Annotated in this window: 22 protein-coding genes and 7 tRNA genes; 21 read left to right on the forward strand and 8 right to left on the reverse strand. The window is 43.5% G+C overall.

Annotation, left to right across the window (positions count from 1 at the left end):
• Window positions 1–264: 264 nt before the first annotated feature.
• The 5 genes from M9196_RS18225 (at window position 265) to M9196_RS18245 (ending at window position 5,723) form a co-directional block, all read left to right on the forward strand.
• Entirely contained in the window at window positions 265–1,677 is a 1,413-nt protein-coding gene (locus M9196_RS18225; RefSeq protein WP_250618941.1) for an FAD-dependent oxidoreductase, read from the forward strand.
• Window positions 1,678–1,847: 170 nt separating this feature from the next.
• Window positions 1,848–2,864, forward strand: a complete 1,017-nt coding sequence (gene galE / locus M9196_RS18230) for a UDP-glucose 4-epimerase GalE (protein WP_250618942.1) — start codon at window positions 1,848–1,850, stop codon at window positions 2,862–2,864.
• 492 nt (window positions 2,865–3,356) lie between these two features.
• Window positions 3,357–4,262: a 30S ribosomal protein S6--L-glutamate ligase gene (gene rimK, locus M9196_RS18235; RefSeq protein WP_250618943.1), complete on the forward strand. Its 906-nt coding sequence runs from the start codon at window positions 3,357–3,359 to the stop codon at window positions 4,260–4,262.
• A complete protein-coding gene (locus M9196_RS18240) occupies window positions 4,263–5,282 on the forward strand; it encodes a succinylglutamate desuccinylase/aspartoacylase family protein (protein WP_250618944.1) in 1,020 nt (339 codons plus the stop codon).
• 3 nt (window positions 5,283–5,285) lie between these two features.
• Window positions 5,286–5,723: an ATP-dependent zinc protease family protein gene (locus M9196_RS18245; RefSeq protein WP_250618945.1), complete on the forward strand. Its 438-nt coding sequence runs from the start codon at window positions 5,286–5,288 to the stop codon at window positions 5,721–5,723.
• Window positions 5,724–6,060: 337 nt separating this feature from the next.
• Here M9196_RS18245 and M9196_RS18250 read toward each other — a convergent pair whose 3' ends face one another.
• The gene (locus M9196_RS18250; RefSeq protein ID WP_250618946.1) at window positions 6,061–6,429 is read right to left on the reverse strand and encodes a DUF413 domain-containing protein; all 369 of its coding nucleotides are present in this window, start codon (window positions 6,427–6,429) and stop codon (window positions 6,061–6,063) included.
• A 252-nt stretch (window positions 6,430–6,681) separates the two neighbouring features.
• Between M9196_RS18250 and M9196_RS18255 the strand changes: the two genes are divergently transcribed.
• Window positions 6,682–7,569, forward strand: coding sequence for a LysR family transcriptional regulator (locus M9196_RS18255; protein ID WP_250618947.1), 888 nt, complete (start codon window positions 6,682–6,684; stop codon window positions 7,567–7,569).
• A gap of 111 nt (window positions 7,570–7,680) precedes the next feature.
• Here the strand turns inward: M9196_RS18255 and M9196_RS18260 are convergent, their stop codons facing one another.
• Window positions 7,681–9,063: an MATE family efflux transporter gene (locus M9196_RS18260; RefSeq protein ID WP_250618948.1), complete on the reverse strand. Its 1,383-nt coding sequence runs from the start codon at window positions 9,061–9,063 to the stop codon at window positions 7,681–7,683.
• 73 nt (window positions 9,064–9,136) lie between these two features.
• Here M9196_RS18260 and M9196_RS18265 point away from each other — a divergent pair, with 73 nt between their 5' ends.
• Window positions 9,137–10,030, forward strand: coding sequence for an AraC family transcriptional regulator (locus M9196_RS18265; RefSeq protein ID WP_250618949.1), 894 nt, complete (start codon window positions 9,137–9,139; stop codon window positions 10,028–10,030).
• Between the two features lie 91 nt (window positions 10,031–10,121).
• On the opposite strand, the gene trxC is transcribed toward M9196_RS18265, so the two are convergent.
• On the reverse strand, window positions 10,122–10,550 hold the full coding sequence (gene trxC / locus M9196_RS18270) for a thioredoxin TrxC (RefSeq protein WP_250618950.1): 429 nt from the start codon (window positions 10,548–10,550) through the stop codon (window positions 10,122–10,124).
• Between the two features lie 280 nt (window positions 10,551–10,830).
• Here trxC and M9196_RS18275 point away from each other — a divergent pair, with 280 nt between their 5' ends.
• Window positions 10,831–12,123, forward strand: coding sequence for a DEAD/DEAH box helicase (locus tag M9196_RS18275; RefSeq protein WP_250618951.1), 1,293 nt, complete (start codon window positions 10,831–10,833; stop codon window positions 12,121–12,123).
• 24 nt (window positions 12,124–12,147) lie between these two features.
• Here M9196_RS18275 and M9196_RS18280 read toward each other — a convergent pair whose 3' ends face one another.
• The 3 genes from M9196_RS18280 to M9196_RS18290 form a co-directional block, all read right to left on the reverse strand.
• Window positions 12,148–12,468: a c-type cytochrome gene (locus M9196_RS18280; RefSeq protein ID WP_250618952.1), complete on the reverse strand. Its 321-nt coding sequence runs from the start codon at window positions 12,466–12,468 to the stop codon at window positions 12,148–12,150.
• Window positions 12,469–12,682: 214 nt separating this feature from the next.
• Window positions 12,683–13,687, reverse strand: coding sequence for a low-specificity L-threonine aldolase (ltaE, locus tag M9196_RS18285; RefSeq protein ID WP_250618953.1), 1,005 nt, complete (start codon window positions 13,685–13,687; stop codon window positions 12,683–12,685).
• A 10-nt stretch (window positions 13,688–13,697) separates the two neighbouring features.
• Window positions 13,698–14,216: an NUDIX hydrolase gene (locus tag M9196_RS18290; RefSeq protein ID WP_250618954.1), complete on the reverse strand. Its 519-nt coding sequence runs from the start codon at window positions 14,214–14,216 to the stop codon at window positions 13,698–13,700.
• Between the two features lie 267 nt (window positions 14,217–14,483).
• Here M9196_RS18290 and M9196_RS18295 point away from each other — a divergent pair, with 267 nt between their 5' ends.
• The 10 genes from M9196_RS18295 (at window position 14,484) to M9196_RS18340 (ending at window position 20,565) form a co-directional block, all read left to right on the forward strand.
• Entirely contained in the window at window positions 14,484–15,977 is a 1,494-nt protein-coding gene (locus M9196_RS18295; protein WP_250618955.1) for a VWA domain-containing protein, read from the forward strand.
• 193 nt (window positions 15,978–16,170) lie between these two features.
• Window positions 16,171–17,832, forward strand: coding sequence for an ATPase RavA domain-containing protein (locus M9196_RS18300; protein ID WP_250618956.1), 1,662 nt, complete (start codon window positions 16,171–16,173; stop codon window positions 17,830–17,832).
• Window positions 17,833–17,864: 32 nt separating this feature from the next.
• Window positions 17,865–19,310: an ATPase RavA stimulator ViaA gene (gene viaA, locus M9196_RS18305; protein WP_250618957.1), complete on the forward strand. Its 1,446-nt coding sequence runs from the start codon at window positions 17,865–17,867 to the stop codon at window positions 19,308–19,310.
• A 333-nt stretch (window positions 19,311–19,643) separates the two neighbouring features.
• A tRNA-Cys gene (locus M9196_RS18310) sits at window positions 19,644–19,717 on the forward strand.
• 29 nt (window positions 19,718–19,746) lie between these two features.
• Window positions 19,747–19,822, forward strand: a tRNA-Gly gene (locus tag M9196_RS18315).
• A gap of 95 nt (window positions 19,823–19,917) precedes the next feature.
• Window positions 19,918–20,004, forward strand: a tRNA-Leu gene (locus M9196_RS18320).
• 64 nt (window positions 20,005–20,068) lie between these two features.
• Window positions 20,069–20,142 (forward strand) — tRNA-Cys (locus tag M9196_RS18325).
• Between the two features lie 29 nt (window positions 20,143–20,171).
• Window positions 20,172–20,247, forward strand: a tRNA-Gly gene (locus M9196_RS18330).
• 95 nt (window positions 20,248–20,342) lie between these two features.
• A tRNA-Leu gene (locus M9196_RS18335) sits at window positions 20,343–20,429 on the forward strand.
• A gap of 62 nt (window positions 20,430–20,491) precedes the next feature.
• Window positions 20,492–20,565: transfer RNA gene (locus M9196_RS18340), tRNA-Cys, on the forward strand.
• A gap of 408 nt (window positions 20,566–20,973) precedes the next feature.
• Here the strand turns inward: M9196_RS18340 and M9196_RS18345 are convergent.
• Complete coding sequence (locus tag M9196_RS18345; protein WP_250618958.1) at window positions 20,974–21,219, reverse strand: YgjV family protein; 246 nt, start codon at window positions 21,217–21,219, stop codon at window positions 20,974–20,976.
• A gap of 327 nt (window positions 21,220–21,546) precedes the next feature.
• Entirely contained in the window at window positions 21,547–21,864 is a 318-nt protein-coding gene (locus tag M9196_RS18350) for a DUF496 family protein (protein WP_250618959.1), read from the reverse strand.
• A gap of 189 nt (window positions 21,865–22,053) precedes the next feature.
• On the opposite strand from M9196_RS18350, the gene M9196_RS18355 reads away from it, so the two are divergent.
• The 3 genes from M9196_RS18355 (at window position 22,054) to M9196_RS18365 (ending at window position 23,436) form a co-directional block, all read left to right on the forward strand.
• Entirely contained in the window at window positions 22,054–22,287 is a 234-nt protein-coding gene (locus M9196_RS18355; RefSeq protein ID WP_250618960.1) for a hypothetical protein, read from the forward strand.
• Between the two features lie 35 nt (window positions 22,288–22,322).
• On the forward strand, window positions 22,323–22,988 hold the full coding sequence (locus tag M9196_RS18360; protein WP_250618961.1) for a YceH family protein: 666 nt from the start codon (window positions 22,323–22,325) through the stop codon (window positions 22,986–22,988).
• 166 nt (window positions 22,989–23,154) lie between these two features.
• On the forward strand, window positions 23,155–23,436 hold the full coding sequence (locus M9196_RS18365; RefSeq protein WP_250618962.1) for a GIY-YIG nuclease family protein: 282 nt from the start codon (window positions 23,155–23,157) through the stop codon (window positions 23,434–23,436).
• Window positions 23,437–23,458: the final 22 nt, after the last annotated feature.

The raw sequence follows: 23,458 nt of genomic DNA on the forward strand, positions 1-23,458 counted from the left end.
GCGAGCTTTTTGAGTTATCCACAAAAACGGTGGATAACATTTGGGATAACTCAAAAGTAAAAATTGTGTCATAAAAGGATAACCATTGATGTATCGGTGATGGCGAGAAATTTGCAACGTGGAATGTGTTTTCAACAGTTATGCAGGGCAATTATGTCAAGAAAAACATTATGAAAAATGTGATTTTTTTTAATAGCCTATCACGATAAAATAGTGCTTCTATATAACGATAAAAACTAAACGAATTTACGATAAAACGAATCAATGAACTCAGTTAATGCTCAGGTAACCAGCGGTAAAAGTGTTGCCATTATAGGAGGCGGAGTAGCGGGGGCTACTGTCGCGCTCTATTTAGCAAAACAAGGTGTTGAGGTCACATTATTTGAGAAAAATGTTGGTTTAGTCAGTGGACCGCCGATCTGTCACCTTCATGCAGGTGGAAACCTCTATCGGGAACTCTCTCATCAAGATTGTATCGACTTACTCAAGCAGTCTATTGCGTTTGTTCGCTTTTTCCCGCATACCGTCAATCGTCGACCGACTGTGATCGCCATACCCAAGAATGATAAAGGCGAGCCTGATGCCTTGCTTCCAAGATTAGAACTACTAAAAAATACTTACCAGCAGTTGGTAGAAATAGACCCTGCTAACCAAGTTCTCGGTCATCCAGAGCGATACTTTCAGCGCGTTGAGCGAGAAGAATTGGAATCGTTAAGAGGTAAGCAAGGTGTGTCTTCACCAGAAACGATCCATGACTGGTTAACGCCATTTGCCAATAATACCGACCTTGATAGCCTGAAATACCCCATTTATGTGGTGCAGGAGTACGGTCTTAGTCTATTTAGGGTCGCCGCCACGATTGAATTGGGAGCTGAACAGCTCTCCAATTTAACCATACGCACTGGTGTTAAGGTTGATCATGTTGAACCCTGCGAAAATGGAATGACAATAACCAGCGAAGGCGAATCATCTGAATACTATGATTATGTTGTCAATGCCTGCGGATTTCGCACCGGTATTATTGACGACCAAATGCATTATCGTCGACAGCGTATGGTCGAATTCAAAGCCGCCTATGTGACTCATTGGAAAACGCCAAATAACGAAAAATGGCCAGAAGTTATCTTTCATGGTGAAAGAGGGACACCTCAAGGCATGGCGCAACTGACCCCTTACCCAGATGGTTACTTTCAGCTTCACGGGATGACCGGGGACATCACCTTGTTTAAAGATGGTCTTGCACACTCAAGTTCAAGCAGTGCACAACCGTGTTTGCCGCATTATCTTATAAGTAAAGTAGAAAAAGGTTGGTCATTCGATGTGCAAAATCAGCGCACACTTAGTGCTATAGCCCATCTTAGCCAGTATGTTCCCAGTTTTTCAAGCGCGCTGCCTGCGGGGAAACCACTTTATGGTGCCCAGCAAATACCGGGGACGAACCCAAGCTTGAGAACCGCCGATGTCAGTTTTGAAGATGAAAACTACGCTAGGCTAGAAATAGTGAAGGCCTCCTCGGCGCTGGAAGCGGCAAAGAAAATCACCAAAAAGTGGTTTGATGTCAGAACAACGGAATCGTTTTCTTTAACTAACGACTTTTCGTTAGACTTGGTTGAACAAAGAGGTAAGGCTTTAGCTAAGTTACGTGGTTACCCTGAATCGCTGGCAAAAGCCTACTAGAGTGTCGCAACGTACATAAATCTATGCTGCGATATAAATCTATGCAGCGGTATAAATTTATGTAGCGATACGGTCGTATGACGAACAACCGCTTTCAAACAACGGAAAAATTGTGATGTATTAGCTAGTTACGCTATACTTTGCGGCATAAAAAAACAAGGAGTTGGCTAATGAATATTCTAGTAACAGGCGGAGCAGGCTATATTGGTAGCCACACGTGTGTTCAACTTATCAATGCCGGTATGACACCCGTCATTTTTGATAATTTATACAACAGTAAATTGGCGGTTCTTGACCGCATTGAAAGTGTTTCTGGTACGCGCCCGACATTTGTTGAAGCGGATGTGAGAGATAAAGCAGCGTTGGTCAACGCGCTTAAGCAATATAATATTGATGCTGTGATTCATTTTGCCGGTTTAAAAGCCGTTGGTGAGTCAGTAGAAAAGCCGCTAGAGTATTATGACAACAATGTGAACGGTACTTTGGTTTTGGTTGACGCTATGCGAGACGCTGGCGTAAAACATATTGTTTTTAGCTCATCAGCTACTGTGTATGGTGATCCGGCTTCAGTGCCAATCACAGAAACGTTCCCACTAAGTGCAACCAATCCTTATGGGCGCAGCAAACTAATGGTGGAGGAGTGCCTAACGGATTTCCAAAAGGCTAATCAAGATTGGACCATTACATTACTGCGCTATTTTAATCCCGTTGGTTCGCACCCAAGTGGTCAAATGGGTGAAGATCCTCAGGGTATCCCTAATAATCTCATGCCATTTGTGTCGCAAGTCGCAGTGGGACGTCGTGAATTCTTATCGGTATTTGGTAACGACTACCCAACAAAAGACGGCACTGGTGTCCGAGACTATATCCACGTCATGGATTTGGCTGATGGGCATATCGCAGCACTACAAACGCTAAAACAAGATGAAGGGCTACATATCTACAATCTCGGTACTGGAAATGGATACAGTGTCCTTGATATGGTCGAAGCCTTTAGTGAAGCTTCCGGTAAAGAAGTGCCATATAAAGTGGTTGATCGCCGACCTGGAGATATCGCTGAATGTTGGGCTGATCCAAGTAAAGCGAATCGTGACCTTGGGTGGAAAGCGGTACGAACATTAAAAGATATGTCTGCCGATGGATGGAAGTGGCAATCAATGAACCCAAATGGTTATCCTAACGAGTAGGGTGACGGCATAACAATTTATTGGGATTTGAGTTAGAAAGGCGTGTTATGCGCCTTTTTTTGATCCACATCGTGTTGTTTAGTGATTAAAAAGTGTCATATTGTTATTTTTTTGATAAGATGGCTTTGCAACTTAATAATAAGTGCGAAATTTCTTTTGAATTGTAGGGGAACTCCATGGAGTTAGCGCTCATCATTGCTTTTGTCCTTACCTCAGCGGTAATGGTTAAAAAAGAAATGGCTAAAAAATAACATCATTCATACCTTTTAGTTACATATTTTTAAGTGAATGAATTATTGAACGAAAACCGGCTTAGGCCGGTTTTTTTGTGCCTAAAATTCGAGACTTCCAACAAAAAATATTTGTCGTTAAGGATAAAAATTATCGTTTTATTTTTAACTGCTAAACTTTTAAGGTGCACGCTCTTTCCGGTCATTCGTATACCGGCGTTCCACAATCCAAACAACAAACTATATCTAAGAGGATACTGCCATGCGCATTGCGATTCTATCTCGCAACGAAAACTTGTACTCAACTCGCCGCCTAAAAGAAGCAGGTGAAGCGAGGGGACATCAAGTGGATATCATTGATACGCTGCATTGCTATATGGATATTACGAGTAGCAACTCGAAAGTTCGTTATATGGGTGAGGAATTGCCACAGTACGACGCTGTAATTCCGCGTATTGGTTCTTCCATTACTTTTTACGGAACAGCAGTTGTTCGTCAATTCGAAATGATGGGAACATTTTGCGTTAATGAATCGGTAGCAATTAGTCGTTCACGCGACAAGTTACGTTCGCTTCAGTTGCTTTCTCGTAAAGGCATTGGCTTACCGAGAACTGGGTTTGCTAGTAAGCCAGACAATATTCAAGACCTTATTAAGAATGTTGGCGGTGCACCGCTAGTGATTAAGCTATTGGAAGGCACTCAAGGTATCGGTGTGGTATTGGCGGAAACAACCAAGGCTGCAGAAAGCGTCATAGAGGCGTTTATGGGTCTAAAAGCCAACATACTGGTTCAAGAGTTCATTGAAGAAGCAAATGGTGCAGATATTCGTTGTTTTGTTGTTGGCGGTAAAGTCATTGCTGCAATGAAGCGTCAAGCTGCAGAAGGTGAGTTCCGTTCGAACCTTCACCGAGGTGGTAGTGCTCAGTTAGTGAAACTTTCTAAAGAAGAGCGTGCAACAGCGGTCAATGCAGCAAAAGCGATGGGTCTTAACCTTTGTGGTGTTGATATTCTTCAGTCTAAAAATGGTCCAGTAGTGATGGAAGTCAATTCATCTCCTGGTCTAGAAGGCATTGAAAAGGCGACGGGCAAAGATGTAGGTGACTTAATCTTCGATTTCATTGAAAAAAACGCAAAGCCAAACAAAAATAAAACCATAGGACGTGGCTAAATGGCAAAAGAGCTTGTTATTGCGGGCGTAGAAATACGCCCTGGTGAAAGAAAAGAAATCAATATTCCCGTAGCAAAATTGTATACCGATGCTGAGGTTTCCATACCGGTTCAGGTTATACGCTCTAAGAAGGAAGGGCCGACAGTTTTTGTCAGTGCGGCTGTGCATGGTGACGAGTTAAACGGCATTGAAATTATCAGCCGACTCATTGCCGAAAATTTGAAATTACAAAATGGTACGCTTATTTTCGTTCCAATGGTGAATGTTTATGGCGTACTTAACCAAAGTCGTTACATGCCGGATAGACGCGATCTCAATCGTTGCTTTCCGGGATCAAAGAAAGGCTCTTTGGCAGGAAGGTTAGCGTATACGTTTCTAAATAGTATCGTTGCCCACTGTGATTACGGGATTGATTTGCACACTGGGGCAATTCATCGCTCTAATCTACCTCAGATCCGTGCCAACTTAGATGATCCGGAAACCAAGGTACTTGCGGAAGCATTCGCGGTACCCGTTTTACTGAATGCAAATATTCGCGATGGATCACTACGAGAAGCCGCAGTAAATAACGGCGCCCGTGTGCTGCTTTATGAAGCAGGAGAAGCATTACGCTTTGATGAGCTGTCTATTCAAACTGGCGTGAAAGGTGTAATACGCGTCCTAAAAGCGTTAGGTATGATCCGTAAGCGTATTAAAGCGGCGAATACTGAACCGTTTATTGCAAACCGAAGTGATTGGACTCGTGCTGACGCGAGCGGGTTTGTGAAAGAGTATGTTGCCTTAGGCTCTAAGGTAGAGAAAGGAGACATACTCGCTGATATTAATGGACCACTAGGTAATAATATCAGCCAAGTTACGTCAAACAGAGCTGGCATCATTATTGGCAAGCAAAACATTCCGCTTGTGCAAGAAGGTGAAGCTATGTATCACATCGCGTATTTTGGAGATTGCGCTGAAGAGGTATTTGAACACATCGAAATCATGCAAGATTCGATTGTTCCTGTAGAACCGAGCATTTAAATTATGCCAAACACATATAACGATCGAATGATCATTGGTAATTTAGAACTGTGTAGCCTGCCAGAATTTGGGATCACTGATCTAGAAGTTCGCATCGATACTGGCGCGAAAACGTCGTCGTTGCACGTTGATAACCTCACTCGTGTTAAGCGCGACGGGCGCTTGTACGTTCAGTATGATTTGCATCCAGATATTTATCATCTAGAGCAGATTGTACATTGCGAATCTTTGGTTATCGATTCACGACGCATTAAGTCGTCAAATGGAGATACAGAGCAGCGTTGCGTTATCCAAACTCTATTTCGCTTAGGCGATAGAGAGTGGCCGATTGAGGTGACGTTAACCAATCGTCAAGATATGTCTTATATGATGTTGTTAGGGCGTGAAGCGATGATAGACAAAGTGTATGTTGATCCGGGTAAGGCATTTTTAATCGATTAACGTTTCCTTATATGTGGAAATGTTGTCGCTTTTAGCTCGAAATCGTAAGTCATTCGCCTGTTTCCTCTCTTTAGTGTGCTCAACGATAAATAATTTGTTGATCTATGCTTAAGGGGGACGGATTGTTGAAACCGCCTTTAGGCGGTTTCTTCGTTTTGGAGTGTTTGAAACGCAATGCACTCTAGTCTAAGTCGTTGCTGTTAAGGTCCAAGACCTTGCTATTGAGGTCTAAGCGATTGCTGTAAGGTCCAAGCCATTGCGGCTAAACGTTACCGACATAAAAAAAGTAGAGTATGTGAGTACTCTACTTTGACTAGGAAGAAGCTAAAAAAACGCGTTATGCGGGTTCTAATTCGTTATCACTTTCCATATCGTAGTCGTAATCTTTTGATGCTTCACGATATTTTGATTTACTGTTAAGTGTATGGAACGCTTTTCGACCACGAGCAAGTCTTACATACTTAAGCCAAGTGTGTTCAAGTTTGCTTTTTGCTTTACTTGGGTTGTCGATGACTTTTAGAAAGTGCTTTTCATCGATATTTTCTGGTGAAATGGCACCTAGCTCAAGCGCTAACATGGTTTCACCAAAAGTTACCAAGATGTCTTCTTCTAGAAGCGTAAAATCACCGGACTTAGCAAACCCGCGAGGGAATTTTGCAGCATCATAAAAACGTTTTTTACCGTGGCGAAATTGAGTATCAGTCATAGCGTTCTCAATGAAAAATAGAGTGTATAGCAATGTGGTTAATTGAATTTGTTGTTGAACCTAGAGGTTGAGTAGCAACAAATTCCGGTGTTATTTCAACGCTGAAAATAGAGCGAAACCGAGAAGAAAGGAAGTGAATTGTTTTTGTCGAAATCATAAAAACTATTTATGATTTGCACAGTGTTAATCGGTAGAATGATGAGTGAATTATTAAAGAAGCTCAGTGAGTTAGTAACTGTTTGAGAGTGGGTTATGGATGTAAAAGTATTTCAAACTTTCCTTGAAGTCGCAAAGGAAAAGCACTTTGGACGCGCGTCTGAGAACTTGTATATTACGCAAGCTGCAGTGAGCGCAAGGATCAAGCAATTAGAAGAGCATTTTGATACCCGCTTGTTTACGCGGCACAGAAATAATATCCAATTGACCTCCGCCGGAGAACGTTTAGTGGGTTACGCTGAAATTATGGTATCGACCCTTAAACAAGCAACATTTGATTTGTCGTTAGAGAGTAATAAAGCACTGCAACTAACGATTGGTGGTACACCCAACATATGGGATGCCTATTTACAGAATTGTTTGAGTGTTGTAACCGATTCACTGAGTGGTTATGGCTTTGTCGCAGAGTCTTTGGGGCGAGAGCAATTAAATCGCAAATTGTTAGAGAGAACGCTCGATCTCGCGTTCTCGTTTGACCCATTTAAACTCGAAGAGTTTAAGAGTCATCAGATTTCGGAGCTTCCCTTAGTGTTGGTTTCAACACAGCCGCATCCTCTAGAGGAAGTCTTTAATGATAAGTACGTTTATGTGGACTGGGGAACGCAATTTAGTTTTGAGCATGCAGAGCGCCACCCTAACATTCCAGCGCCTTATTTAAGGACCTCTACCGGACGCATTGCATTAGACTTTATCTTAGAGAAAGGCGGCTGTGCTTACTTGCCGTTAATGCTGGTAGAGCCGTTCATCGAGTCTGAGCAGTTGTATGTAGTGTCAGATTCAGAAGCATGGTCACGTCCATTATTCGTGAGCTATCGTAAAAATAGCACGGCGATTGAGGCAATTTTACAAGTAGAAAGCCTGATCAATACGATTGAGCCCTCGCCATCGTTTTTAATGCAGCAAGCAAGCGATTCGGCAGAATAGTTTGATAGTTTGATAGTTTGATAGTTTGATAGTTTGATAGTTTGATCATCATGGACGAATAAAAATACCCGCTGCGACGCGGGTATTTTTTTAGACATTAATCGACGTAAATTATGCTGCTGCAAGGGTGAGATTATTCATCCAGTGACGCTTGAGATAGCGATGAAAACATAGGGCTAACTTCACCACTTCCTCCATCAGCATACATGCGTATACGACTTGAAATTCAAAGCCAAAGACAAAAGCACCAATGGCTGTCAGTGGTAATCCTACCGTCCACATGGAGATAAAATCCATACGTAAACAGAACTTGTTGTCGCCTCCAGCTCTTAAGATCCCATTGATGATGATCAAATTAAGCATGCGTAACCAAATAGCGCAGCACATGATAACCATCACAGGCGAAGCGAGTGGGTAGAGCGCATCATCCGTAAGGTTTAGCCATTCTAAGATGGTATCGCGGCTGGTGAGTAACACACCTCCTACCACAAGGCCGAAAACAAACACCGCTTTTATGAAGAATTTTGACATGCTAAATGCATGTTCAAACTCGTCTCTGCCTAAAGATTGACCAAGCAAGATCGAGCAGGCCACCGAAATGCCAAAAAATAACGAATAACAAAGGGATTCGAATGGTCCAATCATACTAAACACAGCAAGTTCCGTCGTACCCATATGACCAAAGATCACTTGATACATTAGGGTACCCATTGCCCATAGCACGGCGTTAATTGTTGTCGGAACCGCAAGTTTCTTATATGACTCCCATAATCGAGTATGGGAGTCGAGTTTTTTGACTTGCAGTAACCAGTGTTGGCGATAACGAAGGCAACCCCAGATCAGCGCCACTTGCAATAGACGTGAAATGGAGGTCGCAAGCGCAGCGCCAGCGACACCCATTGCTGGTACTCCGAAGCCACCTTTGATTAACCAGAAGTTCAACGCAATGTTGACGACAATAGTGATACCACCAAGCAACAGAGGCGTGACAGCGTCACCAGAGGAGCGCATTGCTGATTCGGCAACAATCACCAAGTGAGTTAGGATTAATACCGGAAATGCGTACCATAAATAAGCGGAACCTAATTCGATGACCGACGCGTCACTGGTTTGTAGCATCATAATAAAGCTGGAAAAGACGGTAATAACGAGCGTGACAGGGATGAGAAGTTTGGCACCCACAATCATCGAAAGCTGTGTTATTGTCTTTGCAGAGCGCTTGTCATTACGCCCCCAATATTGAGCGACAAGGACACCGTTCGCAGAGGCCATTCCTGCCATAATCATGATTGCAACGAAATGCCATTTTGATGCAATACCAACGGCAGCTGTTGCTTCATGACCAAAATCACTGACCATAAGCACATCAGCCATCGCTAAAATCGCAACTAGAGCGCTTTGAATAGCAACAGGAAAACCAAGCTTAACCACCGTCGCAAGCATTTGGTTTTGAGTAGCATCCTTAGATGACATAGAGTGAGTGTGAGTTGTCATAGTTGCTCCTTAAACAGTGTGATTCGCGTCAAGAATTTTGTGTGTAATATAAGGAACTCTGCTGAGTATCGCCATGTTCAAAAATCAACAAAACCTGTGCAAATCCATCATTGAGCAATTTTTCGTCAAGTCAACCTGGGAAGATGAAGTTTATTTATCGAATGAGTGTGAAGAGCGATTTTTGTCAGAAAGTGATATTCCTGAATTTAAGTCGGAAGATATCTTTATGGCAGGGATGGCAAACCTAGTAGACGGCTACCATGTCGAACGTCGCGGAGTCGACGTGCATACGTTGCTGTTTACCATAGAAGGTGGCGGGGTGTTAACCACTCAAGACTCGGTGGAAGCAATTGAACCATACTCAATTGTCGTATTACCCGCCCATCAGCCGTATCGCTTTGAACTTAACCCGCAATACAAGCATTGGCGCATGATTTGGTTTTTACCAAAAGACACGGCGCGTTGGCTACCTGTCGCTGAATTGGGGCAGAAGGTCCTGCCTTTTCATGATTGTGAGCGTATGTGGGCGTTGATGACGCTGCTTTACCACGATATCGGTCACCGCTCGAGTTACCGTAAACTCTTGGTAAGTGAAGTCTGTCGTTTGATCACTGGCTTTGAAACACCAACCTCAGACTCAACAGTACGTGTGCAAGCGTTGTTTAATTTAATTGAAAGTCAGTTGCACCTACCTTGGACGGTACAAACAATGGCTGAGCGTACATTTCTGAGTGAGGTGCAACTGGGGCGAATCTGCAAACAACTTTATGGAGTGTCGCCGAGAAGTCGCTTGATTAACTTAAGAATGGATAAAGCGTGTGATTTGCTCCGCAACAATGACTGGACAATCAGCATGATAGCGGAGCGTTTAGGGTACAAGGACCCTTTTAATTTTACTCACCGCTTCACGAAACAGGTGGGGTGTTCGCCCACGGCGTTTAGAAAAAGCGTCATCAATACGCCTTAAAGACCCATTAATAACGGCGGATTTGGGAAACGAGAAAAGCGGTTAATTAAGATTTTAGTTAACCGCGTACTTAAAGGTTTGGTGTCACGACTTAGATAAATTGCTTTAGCCACTGATCAAACTGAGATTTCGGTAATGCACCGTTTAACTGTTCTACTTTCTGTCCGTTTTTAAAGACCATAATGGTTGGAATACTGCGGATCTGATAGCGAGCAGCTAGCTGCTGCTGCGCTTCAGTATCGATTTTAACGAATCTAACATCCCCGCTGTGCTCCGATGCAGTTTGCTCAAATATTGGGGCAAAACCGACGCATGGGTTACACCATGGGGCCCAAAAATCGACGATGATCGGTTGGTTGCTGTTTAGTATGGTATCGAAGTTGTCGGCGGTCCCTTCAATAGGAGCGCCATCGAGTAGCGGGCTTTTACATCGCCCACAATTAGGGGACTCTACGATACGTTCTGATGGGATGCGGTTAACGCCCTTGCATGAAGGGCAACGTGTATTGACGGTTGACATGAGCTTTCCTACGATTATTTTTATGTGCAATGGTGTTGAGTTTTTAAACAAATTGACCATTTCTTATTTGATAATAAGAATATCGAAGACAAAAAGACTTCACAACTTCTCCTTGTTATTCCTCCTTGTCATTAATTACTCCTCCTCGTCACTCACTTGTTGATCATCGTTTAGAACTAAAGTCTCATGAAAAATTATTACAGCAACACAGAAGCAAAGTAGGGTTCTTAAAGACTTTCTGTTACACTCGCGTCCCTTTATTTTTCCTGTTGGCGAATATATGTCAGACACTACCCAATCATCGGCCCAAAACGTAGAGTCGAGCTTTGCTCAGTTTTCACTTAGTGAAACAATTAACAACAACTTAGACCGTTTAGGGTACCGTTCGCCAACGCCAATCCAAGCACAAGCGATACCACACGTTTTAGCGGGCAAAGATGTATTAGCAGGGGCACAAACCGGAACTGGAAAAACGGCCGCGTTTGGTGTTCCCGTCATTCAACAATTAATGGATAAGTCGGCAACACCAAGACGCGCACATAACGCGATTCGCTCGCTAATTCTGACACCAACTCGCGAGCTGGCGCAGCAGGTTTTTGACAACCTTGTCCCGTTAGCACAAGAAACCGGGATCAAAATAGTTGTCGCGTATGGTGGTACCAGTATGGGGGTACAAACAAAGAACCTCAAAGGCGGTGCGGATATACTTGTCGCAACACCGGGTCGTTTGCTTGATCATCAACATGTTCGTAATATCACGTTAGCAGAGTGCGAATACCTCGTCCTAGACGAAGCGGATAGAATGCTTGATATGGGCTTCATGCCTGATTTGAACCGCATTCTTAGACGTTTACCGAAGGCACGTCAGACCTTAATGTTTTCTGCCACATTTGAACAACGAATCAAAGCGTTGGCTCATCGAATCATGTCGACTCCAGTTGAAGTGCAAGTCACACCGGAAAATACCACCGCAGACACCGTGACACAGATGGTATACCCAGTTGATAAAAGCCGAAAACATGAACTGTTAGCGTATCTAATTGGTTCAAAAAACTGGCAGCAAGTATTGGTGTTTACCAAAACGAAACAAGGCAGTGATGCATTAGCAAAAGAGCTTAAATTGGATGGAATTAAAGCGGCTTCAATTAATGGTGATAAGAGCCAGGGCGCACGTCAGAAAGCATTGGATGATTTTAAATCTGGGCAAGTCAGAGCGCTTATCGCAACGGATGTCGCAGCACGTGGTCTTGATATTCAACAATTAGCCCAAGTGGTTAACTTTGATTTGCCATATAAAGCGGAAGACTACATTCACCGTATCGGTCGTACAGGTCGTGCAGGGCAAACGGGTTTGGCTGTGTCGCTGATGAGTCATGATGAGCAGTATTTGCTAGAGGCCATTGAAAGGCTACTGGATACTCGCTTACCACAAGAATGGTTAGCGGGATTTGAACCAAAGCCACTGAGTGAAATTGAAAGCGACAAACCAATGAAAGGGCGCAGCCGCTCTTCAGATAAACGCCGAATGAAGGCGAAAATGAAAATTCACGCCAATCGCGGTAAAAAACGTTAGTTAAACATGCTCTACCGTTGAACGTTAGTTTGAACGAGTAGCATAGAAGGCGGCCACATCCTTTAGGTCGTCTTCGTTTAAATTCCGTAATTGAACCTTCATCATTTCAGACAGTGCGCCTTTTCTTTCCCCTAACTGATATGCCTTCATCGCATTAAATAAATACAGCGGGTCTTGGCCATTTAAATTAGGGTAGCTTGCCTGTGTAGGGGCGCCGTTTGGATTATGGCAAAACACGCAGCTCGGTGATTTTTGCTCCCCTAAATTGGGATCACCAAACCCACTAGCCGAGACAGTAAAACTCACTAAATACGTGGCAAAAACAGTAGTAAACAGACGCGTCATGATTATCCGATAGAAAGGGAGCGTGATCCTGATTGTAAACCTTTCCCTTTGGGTAAGCTCAAGGTTTTTTAGTGACTCAGTTCAGGTTAGCGCTTTGGGTATATCGAATGTAAGCGCGGTGACGCTATGTTATTACTGGTTAAAAACCTATAAGGCCACCGCTTTCTCACTTATCTCTTGTGACTGGTTAGGCGTGATATCACCCGTCAGTGGCTTACAACACCTTCTTCAACGCTTGAATAAACACATCTATATCGTCAGAAGAAATGTCTTTGTGTGTCACAAAGCGGATAGGGTTACTGGGAGTAATCGTAATCCCGTCTTTTGATAGTCGCTCAGCAATAGAGTCTATTTCAACGGAATCATCAAGTTTCGCAAAGACGATGTTGGTTTGAACGAACTCTGCATTAACACTAAATCCAGGAAGTAAATTTAACTCTACCGCGAGTTTTTTGGCATTGGCGTGATCCAGTTTTAGCTGAGGTACTTGCTCCGTTAGTGCAAGCTTTCCTGCCGCTGCGAGTATACCAGCTTGACGCATGCCGCCACCCACCATTTTACGCAGACGTCTTGCTCTTTCAATGAAAGCACGGTCACCAAGTAGTAATGAACCAATAGGGGCGGCCAGTCCTTTAGATAGACAAATCGTTATTGAATCAAAGTGTTTTGCAATCTCTATAACATCAATATCAAGTGCCGCCGCCGCGTTATATACACGTGCGCCATCGAGGTGCAAGTTTAAGCCGTTCTCGTCTACGAATTGTCGTGCTTCGGCTAAGTAAGACATTGGCAATACTTTACCGTTGATGGTGTTTTCTAAGCTGAGTAACGTTGTTTTAGCAAAGTGATTATCGTCAGGTTTGATCGCTGCTTTTAATTTACCAAAATCCAATGTCCCATCGGGATTGTTTTCGATAGGTTGAGGCTGAATTGAGCCAAGCACCGCCGCACCACCAGCTTCGTATTTGTAGTTATGCGCTTGTTGACCGCATAGGTATTCGTCACCACGTTGGCAGTGCGCCATTAACCCAAGCAGGTTGGCTTGTGTTCCTGAGGTGGTAAACAGTGCAGCTTCAAACCCGTGCCGCTCAGCTGCCCACAGTTCTAGGGCATTGACGGTAGGATCATCTCCGTAGACATCATCACCTACAGGGGCATTGGCCATCGCTTCACGCATGGCTGGTGTGGGTTGCGTAACGGTATCCGAACGAAAATCCATTAAAACTCTCCTAAATATATCCACATAAGGTTGCTTTACTTAAGCACGCTATCGTTTTGGCATCAGTGATACAACCATCGATTATCTTCTGTTGCAATTCATTAAGTGACATTGTCACGACTTCAATGATCTCATCGTCATCACAGTCGCGTGTGTTGTTGGCGGTAAGCTGTTTGGCAATGAATAGGTACTGTATCTCATCGCAAAACCCGGCAAGGGGTGTCACTTGCCCAAGAGGGTGCATCTCATTTGCTTGCAGTCCTGTTTCTTCAATGAGTTCGCGATGGGCACAACTCATGGCATCTTCACCTTTTTCCATGGTCCCTGCTGGGATTTCTAGTAACCATTTTTTTAACGAAGGTCGATATTGATTGATCAGCACAATATCGCCGTTTTCGGTGAGAGGGAGAATAACCGCTGCACCCGGATGTTTAATCGTGGTGTGGGTCACTGTCTTTGAGTTAGGCAGGGTCATGTCTTCTTCGACCAGCGAAATAGACTTCCATTGGTGAATAATGCGGTTTGCCATAAGTTCATCCATTGAAGCTCGGAGTTTACAACGTAGTGTTATTTACTTAATAAGTGTAAGTGAAGAAACATGTCTGTTGTATTAAGAGCATAAGTAAGCGTAACCATAATATGAGCACAACACAGCAAAAAAGTCGATGGCTGATAAGGGCATCGTTGTGTCCTTATCGGACCGAAAATGGAAACTAGGGTTACCTCTCTGTTTAGTAGCGAAAAAACGCTGTATATCAGGAAGTCTGTGATTTTATGAAGTTTTGATAGGTGTAACATGCTTGGAGCAGATAGTCTCAATTTAGCACTGATGGTTGCTGAATCCGGAATCATTGATTCTGCAGTACGGGATATCGTTCAACAAACGGATTTGCTTGCCATCGGGAGTGATGAAGGGGTTAAGCAGAGCTTTACTGCTTCTATGGCCAAGTGGACAAAGAGCGTTAAACGCAAACTTATTAAAACTAATGGAGCAGAGGCATTGCAAGCTGAGTTGACGCTTTACCAGCATGTTGTGTATTTGTCAGAGCGAGAGTTTCACGAAGAACTCGCCAGCGTTGTTTCTCAAATCCCTAAGTCCTCCTCATTTTTTGAAGAAGCGCAACGGCTGTCGTCAAACCCTCACGCATTACCCGAGTCACTTTTCGCTCGCCAGTTCTGTAAACATTGGTACCAAAACCTAGTGTCGGTGGTTGAAGATAAACAGCGTGAAACGCTTGATGAACAAAAGTCGAAGTATCTTAAACAGTTGTATCAGAAAATCGAAACGCTAAAGGACATGGAAGATGTACATAAAAACGGGCGTGGCCACGCTTTGGGTCGCTTGTGGGATTTGGCGGGCTCAGAGTTAACCAAACAAGATTGGAAACACATTGAACGAGCTGCTGAGTACCTTGAGAAAAATGCCGAACTGAAAAAGATTGCCGATCAGCTTGGGCGGATGGCGCAAGACGTTGACGCTCCGGAGTTAAACAAGGCGGAGTGCCTTGACAACGTGGTGGTTGAGGAAAAATGTGATTTCGCAACCGATGATATTGTGGGCATTCATGAGAGTAATGACATTAATAAAATGCTCCCAAATGAAACCATGTATTTGGCGGATCCTGAACTGGAAACGGTATTCTATCAACATCTTGTTGAAAAACGTCTTTTGACATACAAAGCGCAAGGTAAGCAACGAACCGTAAGACAATGGCAAACGCCCACACAGATTAATGGCCACGCTGATAAAGAAAAAGGACCGATGGTGATTGCCGTTGACGCTTCGGGGTCAATGCATGGCGCACCAGAAAAGTCAGCAAAAGCGATGGCATATTCATTAATGAAAATGGCCTCGGAACAAAAGCGTGAATGCCACGTGATTCTATTTTCATCAACGTTTATTACCTATGACTTAACCGCAGAAAATGGTTTGAAAGAAGCGTCTGATTTTCTGTCTTATGGTTTTAAAGGGGGCACCGATTTAAGTAAAGTATTAAGTTACGCTGTTGACGTGATGCAAGGAGAACAATACAAAAATGCAGATCTTCTTGTTATTTCGGATTTTATTACCCCAAAACAAAATAGCGAAACAATAGGTAAGGTATTGTCTCTTAAAGGTAAATACAATCGCTTCCATTCTTTATGCCTATCAAAATATGGCAACCCCGAGGTGCTGGATTTATTCGATAATCAGTGGCGCTATCACCCGAGCGTAGTGGGGAAATTCATTAAGAATACATCACTGAAACTCCATAGAGAAACGCCAAGATTTGCAAATACTCTTGGATAACCTCTTATACTTTAGACTAAGAGTTAAACCGTGATGGCAGAGTGCCTGCATTCAAACTAACGTTAAATCAACTGGATAGATTCATGCCTAACATCATGCTTAGCATTAGACATGAATGAAAAATCTTGTAACATAATGTCAACAAATGTATAAATTTACTTATGCATTCTAATTTGTGCTCAGAGGTATAGGCATGATCAAACCCACTATCGTTTCCCATGCTGACAGAGCGTTAAGGTCAGAGAGAATTACAAAGCTAGCGGCCGCGCTGTCTGACGGCGTTTACGAGCGAGAAGATACCATCAAATTGTGTCTGCTCGCCGCTTTAGCGGGGGAGAGTGTTTTTTTACTTGGGCCTCCCGGTATCGCAAAAAGTCTGATTGCCAAACGCCTTATCCAAGCCTTCGATAACAGCAGTTATTTTGAGTATTTGATGACGCGCTTTTCCACACCAGAAGAAGTGTTTGGCCCTTTAAGTATTCAAGAGCTTAAAGATCATGGTCGCTATTTACGCCTGACAAAAGGTTATTTACCTACCGCCCAAGTCGTGTTTTTAGATGAAATATGGAAAGCAGGGCCGGCTATTCTTAATACCTTGCTTACAGTGGTCAATGAAAAAACGTTCAAAAATGGCAGTGATATCGAACGTGTACCTATGCGTCTTTTGGTTTCAGCGTCCAATGAATTGCCCGACGAGGACAGTGGTTTAGATGCTTTATATGACCGGATGTTGGTGCGTATCTTTGTCAACCGAATTCAAAATAAGCAAAATTTCAAATCGATGTTAACCGTGGGTACGCCGCAAGAGGCTAAGATTCCCGATGGGTTGGCCATCACGGATGCTGAATACCACCAATGGCAGCAAGATCTAGAAACGGTGGAGCTCAGTGACGATGTTTTTGAAAAGTTATACCAGCTCAAGCAATTGCTAGAAACGGCGTCGGATGAAAACAAAGCACGCTTATCTGAGTCGGATCTATACGTCTCTGATAGACGATGGAAGAAAGCCGTTAAACTTTTAAAAGCGAGCGCATTTTTCAATGGCAGAGACAGCGTTAACCCACTGGATTTACTGCTGCTACAAGACTGCTTGTGGAATAGCCCCGAATCACGGGAAATTGTAAACAACGTGGTCCATGACTTTGCGTTGAACTACGCGTTTGATCAGCAAGAAGTGTTTCAGCAAATTGAAGATGGTAAAGAGAAACTTGCCGATCTACAAGAAGAGATCGAAGCTGAGTATGCGATGCCACTTTCGATGGAGAGCACCACTGGGTTACTAAGAAAAGACGTATATCAATATGACACCAGTATTGCTAAATCTTATAAAGTAGGGTCGGCAACAGATTTGATCAAATTGGTATTACTTCGTAGTAATTTATCGGTGTCTGAAAGCGAAAAAGGTGATAGTCGTTGGGTATATATCCCACGAGATGAACTCAACAGGACAATTAAGGAAGGGGGCGGGGATGTGTATGGTTATGTGAATCAAAATACCCATTTATGCCGCTTGAAAATCGATTTAGATGCCGCTAATAACTTGGTGATAAAGGATATCGCTAATCGCTCCGTCTTAGCTACGTTAGTGACTAAGTCAGGTATTGATGAGGGCTTACATCTAGAATGGGAAACTCAAGCCCAGCAAGTCTTAGCGCAACTTCATCATGCGGAGCATCACTTGCGCTCTGTCCGTTCTAAGTTCCATGGCGCGTTGCCACATAACTTTATTGACCCAATGATACCAACGGAAATGGAAGTGAGCTTACAAGCGGTGACAAAAACGCTAGAAAGCACCAGTTCCGAAAGTGAAAAAGTCATACAGAGAGTGAAAGGGTTACGGTCATTCTTTGAATAACTCGGCAATCATTTAGACAGCAGGGAGAGCGTATGTTAGGAGCCGATGGGCTAAGTTTAGCGTTAATGATTGCTGACTCTGGCATTGTTGATAGCGCCGTGAATGATCTCATGGCCCGCTCTCAGGTTGTCGCGCTGACCGAAAACCGCGGAGTCAGACGTTCTGTTAAAGGGCACTTGCTGAAATGGCGAGGCTCGGTGAAAAAACGAATGACTCGAGTGTGTGAAACGGAACGCTTTCAGCATGAGCTAGCCTTGTACCAAGAAGTGATTCATTGGGATGAGGCTAGATTTTTCACTGAAATTAATGATGTCGTGAAAAAACTTGAGTGGCACTCGGCGTTTTATCTTCAAGCGAGGCGGTTGCTCGATAAAAATAACCAACATCACAATCCCATGTTTCCGCGCTATTTTTGCGACCTCTGGTACAAAAGCCTCGCTGACGCCATCAAACAAGCCGAGCTGTCTGAATTAGAAGCAAGCAAAGAGAAGTTTCTTACCGATCTTTACCAGCGTATGGAAACCATGAAAAACATGGATACTGTCGCTGAACAGGGGGATGAGAATGCTGTTGGTCGTTTGTGGGACATGGCAGCCGCTAAGCTCACTAAAACAGACCTTAAGGTTATGTATAACCACGCTGAGTTTTTGAAAAAGAACAAGGGTTTGCAAGACATTGCTGAGCAATTAGGTCGTATGGCTAATGACCAAGATGATCCAGACTTAAATAAGTCGCCAACCGAAGCGCCAGAAATGGTGGAAGAGTTAAGTGATGAAGCGACGGACGACATTGTTGGCATTCACGAGTCCGATGATCTGAATAAATTACTTCCAAATGAAACTATGTTTCTTGCCTACCCAGAACTTGAGGTGGTGTTTTATAAGCATTTGGCTGATAAGCGGCTGATGAACTATAAGACTCAAGGCAAAACAAGGACTTTAAAAAAGGTGCGTACAACGCAACCAGATAACAGCAAGATTGAAATAGATAAAGGGCCGTTTATTGTTTGTGTGGACGCGTCTGGCTCAATGAGCGGGTTCCCCGAACAATGTGCAAAGGCGATGGCTTACGCGTTGATGCAAATCGCCTTAGCCGAGTCTCGAGAGTGCTACGTTATTTTGTTTTCAACCCAACACATCACTTACGAGCTCACCAAGCAAGATGGGCTGCGTGAAGCTGCAGATTTTTTAAGTTATTCGTTTCATGGCGGAACGGACTTAGAGCCGGTGTTAACGCAATCAATAGATCTGATGTTATCGGATACCTACAAAAACGCAGACTTGGTTGTTATATCTGATTTTATTGCACCGGAGCAATCTCCAGAGCTGGTGGGTAAAATTAATGAGCTGAAAAACAAAAAAAACCGTTTCCATGCGATTAACCTTTCTAAGTACGGCAATCCGTCCCTGATGAACATGTTTGATCACTGTTGGTCTTATCACCCTAATTTGGTGGGTCGATTGATGAAAAAATGGTGATGAATGACAGTGACTAAAAAGCCATGATTAAAGATAAGAATCCGCAAGTTGCCCGTACACGTTCACAACTTTTGGATGCTGCGGCATCATAATCCAAATGCACCTTTCAACAAATTATTATTGAGAATAACCTAAAAAATCCTGGTCTCAATACCAGGAATCAATGCGTACACCCGCTCGAAATTAAAACGAATTGCCGCGTAGGTAATCAGATTGAGTGATAACCACGCATGCGCACCTAAATTATAGAATTTTTGTTTGACTAATGGCGCTCAATCCGTAAAGTATGCGTCTCACACGGAGACAGTGTCTCGATAACGTGTTGATATTAAAGGCGCCTTGGCAGAGTGGCTATGCAGCGGATTGCAAATCCGTGGACCTCGGTTCGACTCCGGGAGGCGCCTCCATTCTCTTTCTTTGGAAAGAAGAATATATTGCGATACTAGCTCAGTTGGTAGAGCGCAACCTTGCCAAGGTTGAGGTCATCGGTTCGAACCCGATGTATCGCTCCAAATTACAATCTTATGGCGCAAGCGATAAGACACAGATGGTGTTTAACCACTCTTACTAAAGAGTACATTGGTTGGCGCATCGCAAAGTATTGCGTGCCCTGGTGGTGGAATTGGTAGACACAAGGGATTTAAAATCCCTCGACGTTCGCGTTGTGCCGGTTCAAGTCCGGCCCGGGGCACCATCTATCTGCATGCTATTTTGATAAGTATTGCCACAAAGGCAATGCCGATAAATAGTAGTAAAATGGCGCCTTGGCAGAGTGGCTATGCAGCGGATTGCAAATCCGTGGACCTCGGTTCGACTCCGGGAGGCGCCTCCATTCTCTTTCTTTGGAAAGAAGAATATATTGCGATACTAGCTCAGTTGGTAGAGCGCAACCTTGCCAAGGTTGAGGTCATCGGTTCGAACCCGATGTATCGCTCCAAATTAAAATCTTATGGCGTAAGCGATAAGACACAGATGGTGTTTAACCACTCTTACTAAAGAGTACATTGGTTGGCGCATCGCAAAGTATTGCGTGCCCTGGTGGTGGAATTGGTAGACACAAGGGATTTAAAATCCCTCGACGTTCGCGTTGTGCCGGTTCAAGTCCGGCCCGGGGCACCATCTATCTGCACGCTATTTGATGAGTATTGTCACAAGGCAATGTTGATAAATAGTAGTAAAATGGCGCCTTGGCAGAGTGGCTATGCAGCGGATTGCAAATCCGTGGACCTCGGTTCGACTCCGGGAGGCGCCTCCATTTTATTTCTCATTTACTCCCCTAATTGAAGCTTTCCCTGTACCTAATGCAGCCGTATTGTCGTGCTTGCGAACCGCCAGTTCATCTGTTACTTATGCTATAAGCTTGTGAAGTCGTGCCATTGGTTAAACTACTTGGGTTAAACTGCTTGCGCGGTAAAATAGCCACAGTTAGACTGCCTAAAACATCATTGGAGTCACTATGTTTATTGTTTATAAATTGATCAAGCTCGCGCTGATTACAGCGGTTTTCTTAACTATCTTTGATCTGATTTCTTACGGTGAAGTGAATTGGTATAGCCGTTTACTTGGACTTTGAGCAGGGTAGACTTTTTGATCAAGGCAGGAGAAGGTTAGGGACCGTGTCTATAAACCAAAGAGGCTTATAGACACGTTATAGTAATATTCGTTAAGCGGCAGACTTAACCGACTTTTTTTCTTGCATCATTTTCGCTAAAAAATAGACATTTACGCAGGCGATAAACCCATTGGTGATGACAACAGGCATTGAGTCGATCGCTAAGCCGTAAGCTGTAAACAAGGCACAGCCAATAAAATTGAGTACTCTTAGCTTAACAATGTTTTTCATTGTTAATGAGATTGCTACCATGATCGATGCCGCGTAGCCAAGAATCTCCACCATATTTGCGTCCATATTTTGCTCCTCTAAATCTTGCCAGATTAACTGGTACCAATTCTTCTCATCTTGAGATTACCGAGGAAGCTCCGTGCCTCGAATGGTGTATGTTGTGTATAGGAGTAATACTAACAAGGCTAAAACGGCTATTAAACCCATAGTTTCGCTATTGGAGAGGGTTAGCGATTACGCAAACGTTTATTTGAGGTGTTTGGATTAAGATAACTCAATGTGTTGAATTGTGAGCTAGATAGGTAAGCATGCTTGAATATAAAACCGCCCACTATCATAGCGGGCGGTTATAATTATGCGTCAGAAAAAGTTAATTAATTCTCAGGAACTCAATTACTTTTTGCCTTGAACAAGTTGCTTGTCTTCTTCTGTCAATTCACGAATACGACGGCTGATGTCGCGACGTGCTTTAGAGATTTCTGCGCTTTTGATAATGTGGTCGTCGACACGGTCTTCGTAGTCCGCTTTCATGTTTTTGATGATAGTTAGAATTTCATCTTGTGACATATCTGGTTTAACGTAGTCCAGAAGGTTTTCAAGAAGGTCGACACGTTTACGGTTATCACGAACTTTTTTCTCGTTATCTAATAACTCGCGTTTTAGTTTGTTTTTACGACGTGCTTGAGACACGATTTCGAATACACTACTCATAAAATCCTTTCCTAAATTATTCGTCAAAATCTAGTTTGATTAAAACACAACAATCGACTCTAGAACAGCCCTTAGATCAATGCTGACCCATTGTTGCTTATAAACTAGACACTTAGCTAATAAGCAATTGAGTTCTAGGGGCACTTAGCGCTATGATTTCCTGAATTAAGCGATTACAGTGTGGAAGTCATGTTGCTGAACCCAAAGCGACCCTCAACAAAAAGCAGTGAGAGACCAATAGGCGATGACGCTCCCGACTTGCTCAGCACGAGCAATGGCGATGTAGCGTCACGGCTTAAGCAAGCTTATATTGATGAGCGAGTACAATTAGAACATACCGACGTTGAACTCAACCGTTCACGCGTTGTGATAATGGATCAGCATGGGAATATTGTGAAGGTTCCATTTTTGGTTGAGCATTAAATTTAAGCACCATTTAGATAGATAAAAGGATTATTATGAGCATTGAACTGTCTCCTTTAGAAGCAAGAGTCATCGGTTGTCTCATCGAAAAAGAGGTGACGACGCCGGACCATTATCCACTCACTCTAAATAGCCTGACCTCAGCATGTAATCAAAAGAGCAATAGAGACCCGGTTCTAGCGCTTTCTGAAGCGGAAGTTCAGGACACGCTTGAAGGACTAATTAGCCGCAGGCTTGTTAGCGATGAAAGTGCCTTTAATAGCCGTGTATCTAAATTTCAACACCGCTTCTGCAATACTGAGTTTGGTGACTTAAAGCTTTCTTCCCAAGAAAAAGGCATTGCTTGTTGTATGCTATTAAGAGGACCTCAGACACCCGGAGAGCTGAGAACTCGTACTAACCGCTTGTGTAGTTTTTCTGATGTAAAGGAAGTGGAGGCAACATTAGACTTAATGGCTGCTCGTGAACACGGTCCGCTTGTTGTTAAGTTGCCACGTGAAGCGGGTAAACGAGAGTCTCGTTATGCGCACTTGTTTAGCGGGGAAGTGGATGTCACAGCGTTAATGGAAGCTTCAACCGGAGGGGCAAACGTTGCCTCTACGAATAGCAATGAACAACTAGAAGCATTGCAATTAAAAGTAGAATCGTTAGAGCAAGAGCTCGTTGCGTTAAAAGCGTTAGTCCACACTTTAGTAGACTAATCAGGCATAGGTGGTGCTATCTACTGAATGCTAATGCTAATGCCAATGCCAATGCCAATGCCAATGCTAATGTTAATGAGGAGCGTGCTCTCGGCACGCTTTTTTGCCTGTGGTGAGAGTGACTAGATGTACGTTTAGTCGTGATCAATTGGAGAGTAAAAGTTTAATGACTGACCTAGTCGAACCATGGACCGTTTATTTACTGCGAACCAATGAACAGAAATTGTATTGTGGGATCACAAACAATATGGAGCGACGTTTTATACAGCATGAGTCGGGCAAGGGTGCGAAGGCGCTGAGAGGACGAGGGCCTTTGTTATTGGTGTGGAGCCAGTTAGTCGAAGGGAAAAGTCAGGCCCTTAAAACTGAGTTCGCAATCAAAAAGTTATCTAAAGCACAAAAAGAAAAACTAGTCGTAAATTCTGAGCGATTTTTATTAAAAGACTAAGCGACGTTTACTGGCTGAATGC

It is taken from the genome of Vibrio methylphosphonaticus (assembly GCF_023634655.1).
In the GTDB taxonomy this organism is placed as follows: domain Bacteria; phylum Pseudomonadota; class Gammaproteobacteria; order Enterobacterales; family Vibrionaceae; genus Vibrio; species Vibrio methylphosphonaticus.

What these genes read in the sequence shown, in the direction of transcription:
- M9196_RS18225 (WP_250618941.1), top strand. Translation starts at nt 265, where the DNA reads ATGAACTCAGTTAATGCTCAGGTAACCAGCGGTAAAAGTGTTGCCATT.
- galE (WP_250618942.1), top strand. Translation starts at nt 1,848, where the DNA reads ATGAATATTCTAGTAACAGGCGGAGCAGGCTATATTGGTAGCCACACG.
- rimK (WP_250618943.1), top strand. Translation starts at nt 3,357, where the DNA reads ATGCGCATTGCGATTCTATCTCGCAACGAAAACTTGTACTCAACTCGC.
- M9196_RS18240 (WP_250618944.1), top strand. Translation starts at nt 4,263, where the DNA reads ATGGCAAAAGAGCTTGTTATTGCGGGCGTAGAAATACGCCCTGGTGAA.
- M9196_RS18245 (WP_250618945.1), top strand. Translation starts at nt 5,286, where the DNA reads ATGCCAAACACATATAACGATCGAATGATCATTGGTAATTTAGAACTG.
- M9196_RS18250 (WP_250618946.1), bottom strand. Translation starts at nt 6,429, where the DNA reads ATGACTGATACTCAATTTCGCCACGGTAAAAAACGTTTTTATGATGCT.
- M9196_RS18255 (WP_250618947.1), top strand. Translation starts at nt 6,682, where the DNA reads ATGGATGTAAAAGTATTTCAAACTTTCCTTGAAGTCGCAAAGGAAAAG.
- M9196_RS18260 (WP_250618948.1), bottom strand. Translation starts at nt 9,063, where the DNA reads ATGACAACTCACACTCACTCTATGTCATCTAAGGATGCTACTCAAAAC.
- M9196_RS18265 (WP_250618949.1), top strand. Translation starts at nt 9,137, where the DNA reads ATGTTCAAAAATCAACAAAACCTGTGCAAATCCATCATTGAGCAATTT.
- trxC (WP_250618950.1), bottom strand. Translation starts at nt 10,550, where the DNA reads ATGTCAACCGTCAATACACGTTGCCCTTCATGCAAGGGCGTTAACCGC.
- M9196_RS18275 (WP_250618951.1), top strand. Translation starts at nt 10,831, where the DNA reads ATGTCAGACACTACCCAATCATCGGCCCAAAACGTAGAGTCGAGCTTT.
- M9196_RS18280 (WP_250618952.1), bottom strand. Translation starts at nt 12,468, where the DNA reads ATGACGCGTCTGTTTACTACTGTTTTTGCCACGTATTTAGTGAGTTTT.
- ltaE (WP_250618953.1), bottom strand. Translation starts at nt 13,687, where the DNA reads ATGGATTTTCGTTCGGATACCGTTACGCAACCCACACCAGCCATGCGT.
- M9196_RS18290 (WP_250618954.1), bottom strand. Translation starts at nt 14,216, where the DNA reads ATGGCAAACCGCATTATTCACCAATGGAAGTCTATTTCGCTGGTCGAA.
- M9196_RS18295 (WP_250618955.1), top strand. Translation starts at nt 14,484, where the DNA reads ATGCTTGGAGCAGATAGTCTCAATTTAGCACTGATGGTTGCTGAATCC.
- M9196_RS18300 (WP_250618956.1), top strand. Translation starts at nt 16,171, where the DNA reads ATGATCAAACCCACTATCGTTTCCCATGCTGACAGAGCGTTAAGGTCA.
- viaA (WP_250618957.1), top strand. Translation starts at nt 17,865, where the DNA reads ATGTTAGGAGCCGATGGGCTAAGTTTAGCGTTAATGATTGCTGACTCT.
- M9196_RS18345 (WP_250618958.1), bottom strand. Translation starts at nt 21,219, where the DNA reads ATGGACGCAAATATGGTGGAGATTCTTGGCTACGCGGCATCGATCATG.
- M9196_RS18350 (WP_250618959.1), bottom strand. Translation starts at nt 21,864, where the DNA reads ATGAGTAGTGTATTCGAAATCGTGTCTCAAGCACGTCGTAAAAACAAA.
- M9196_RS18355 (WP_250618960.1), top strand. Translation starts at nt 22,054, where the DNA reads ATGTTGCTGAACCCAAAGCGACCCTCAACAAAAAGCAGTGAGAGACCA.
- M9196_RS18360 (WP_250618961.1), top strand. Translation starts at nt 22,323, where the DNA reads ATGAGCATTGAACTGTCTCCTTTAGAAGCAAGAGTCATCGGTTGTCTC.
- M9196_RS18365 (WP_250618962.1), top strand. Translation starts at nt 23,155, where the DNA reads ATGACTGACCTAGTCGAACCATGGACCGTTTATTTACTGCGAACCAAT.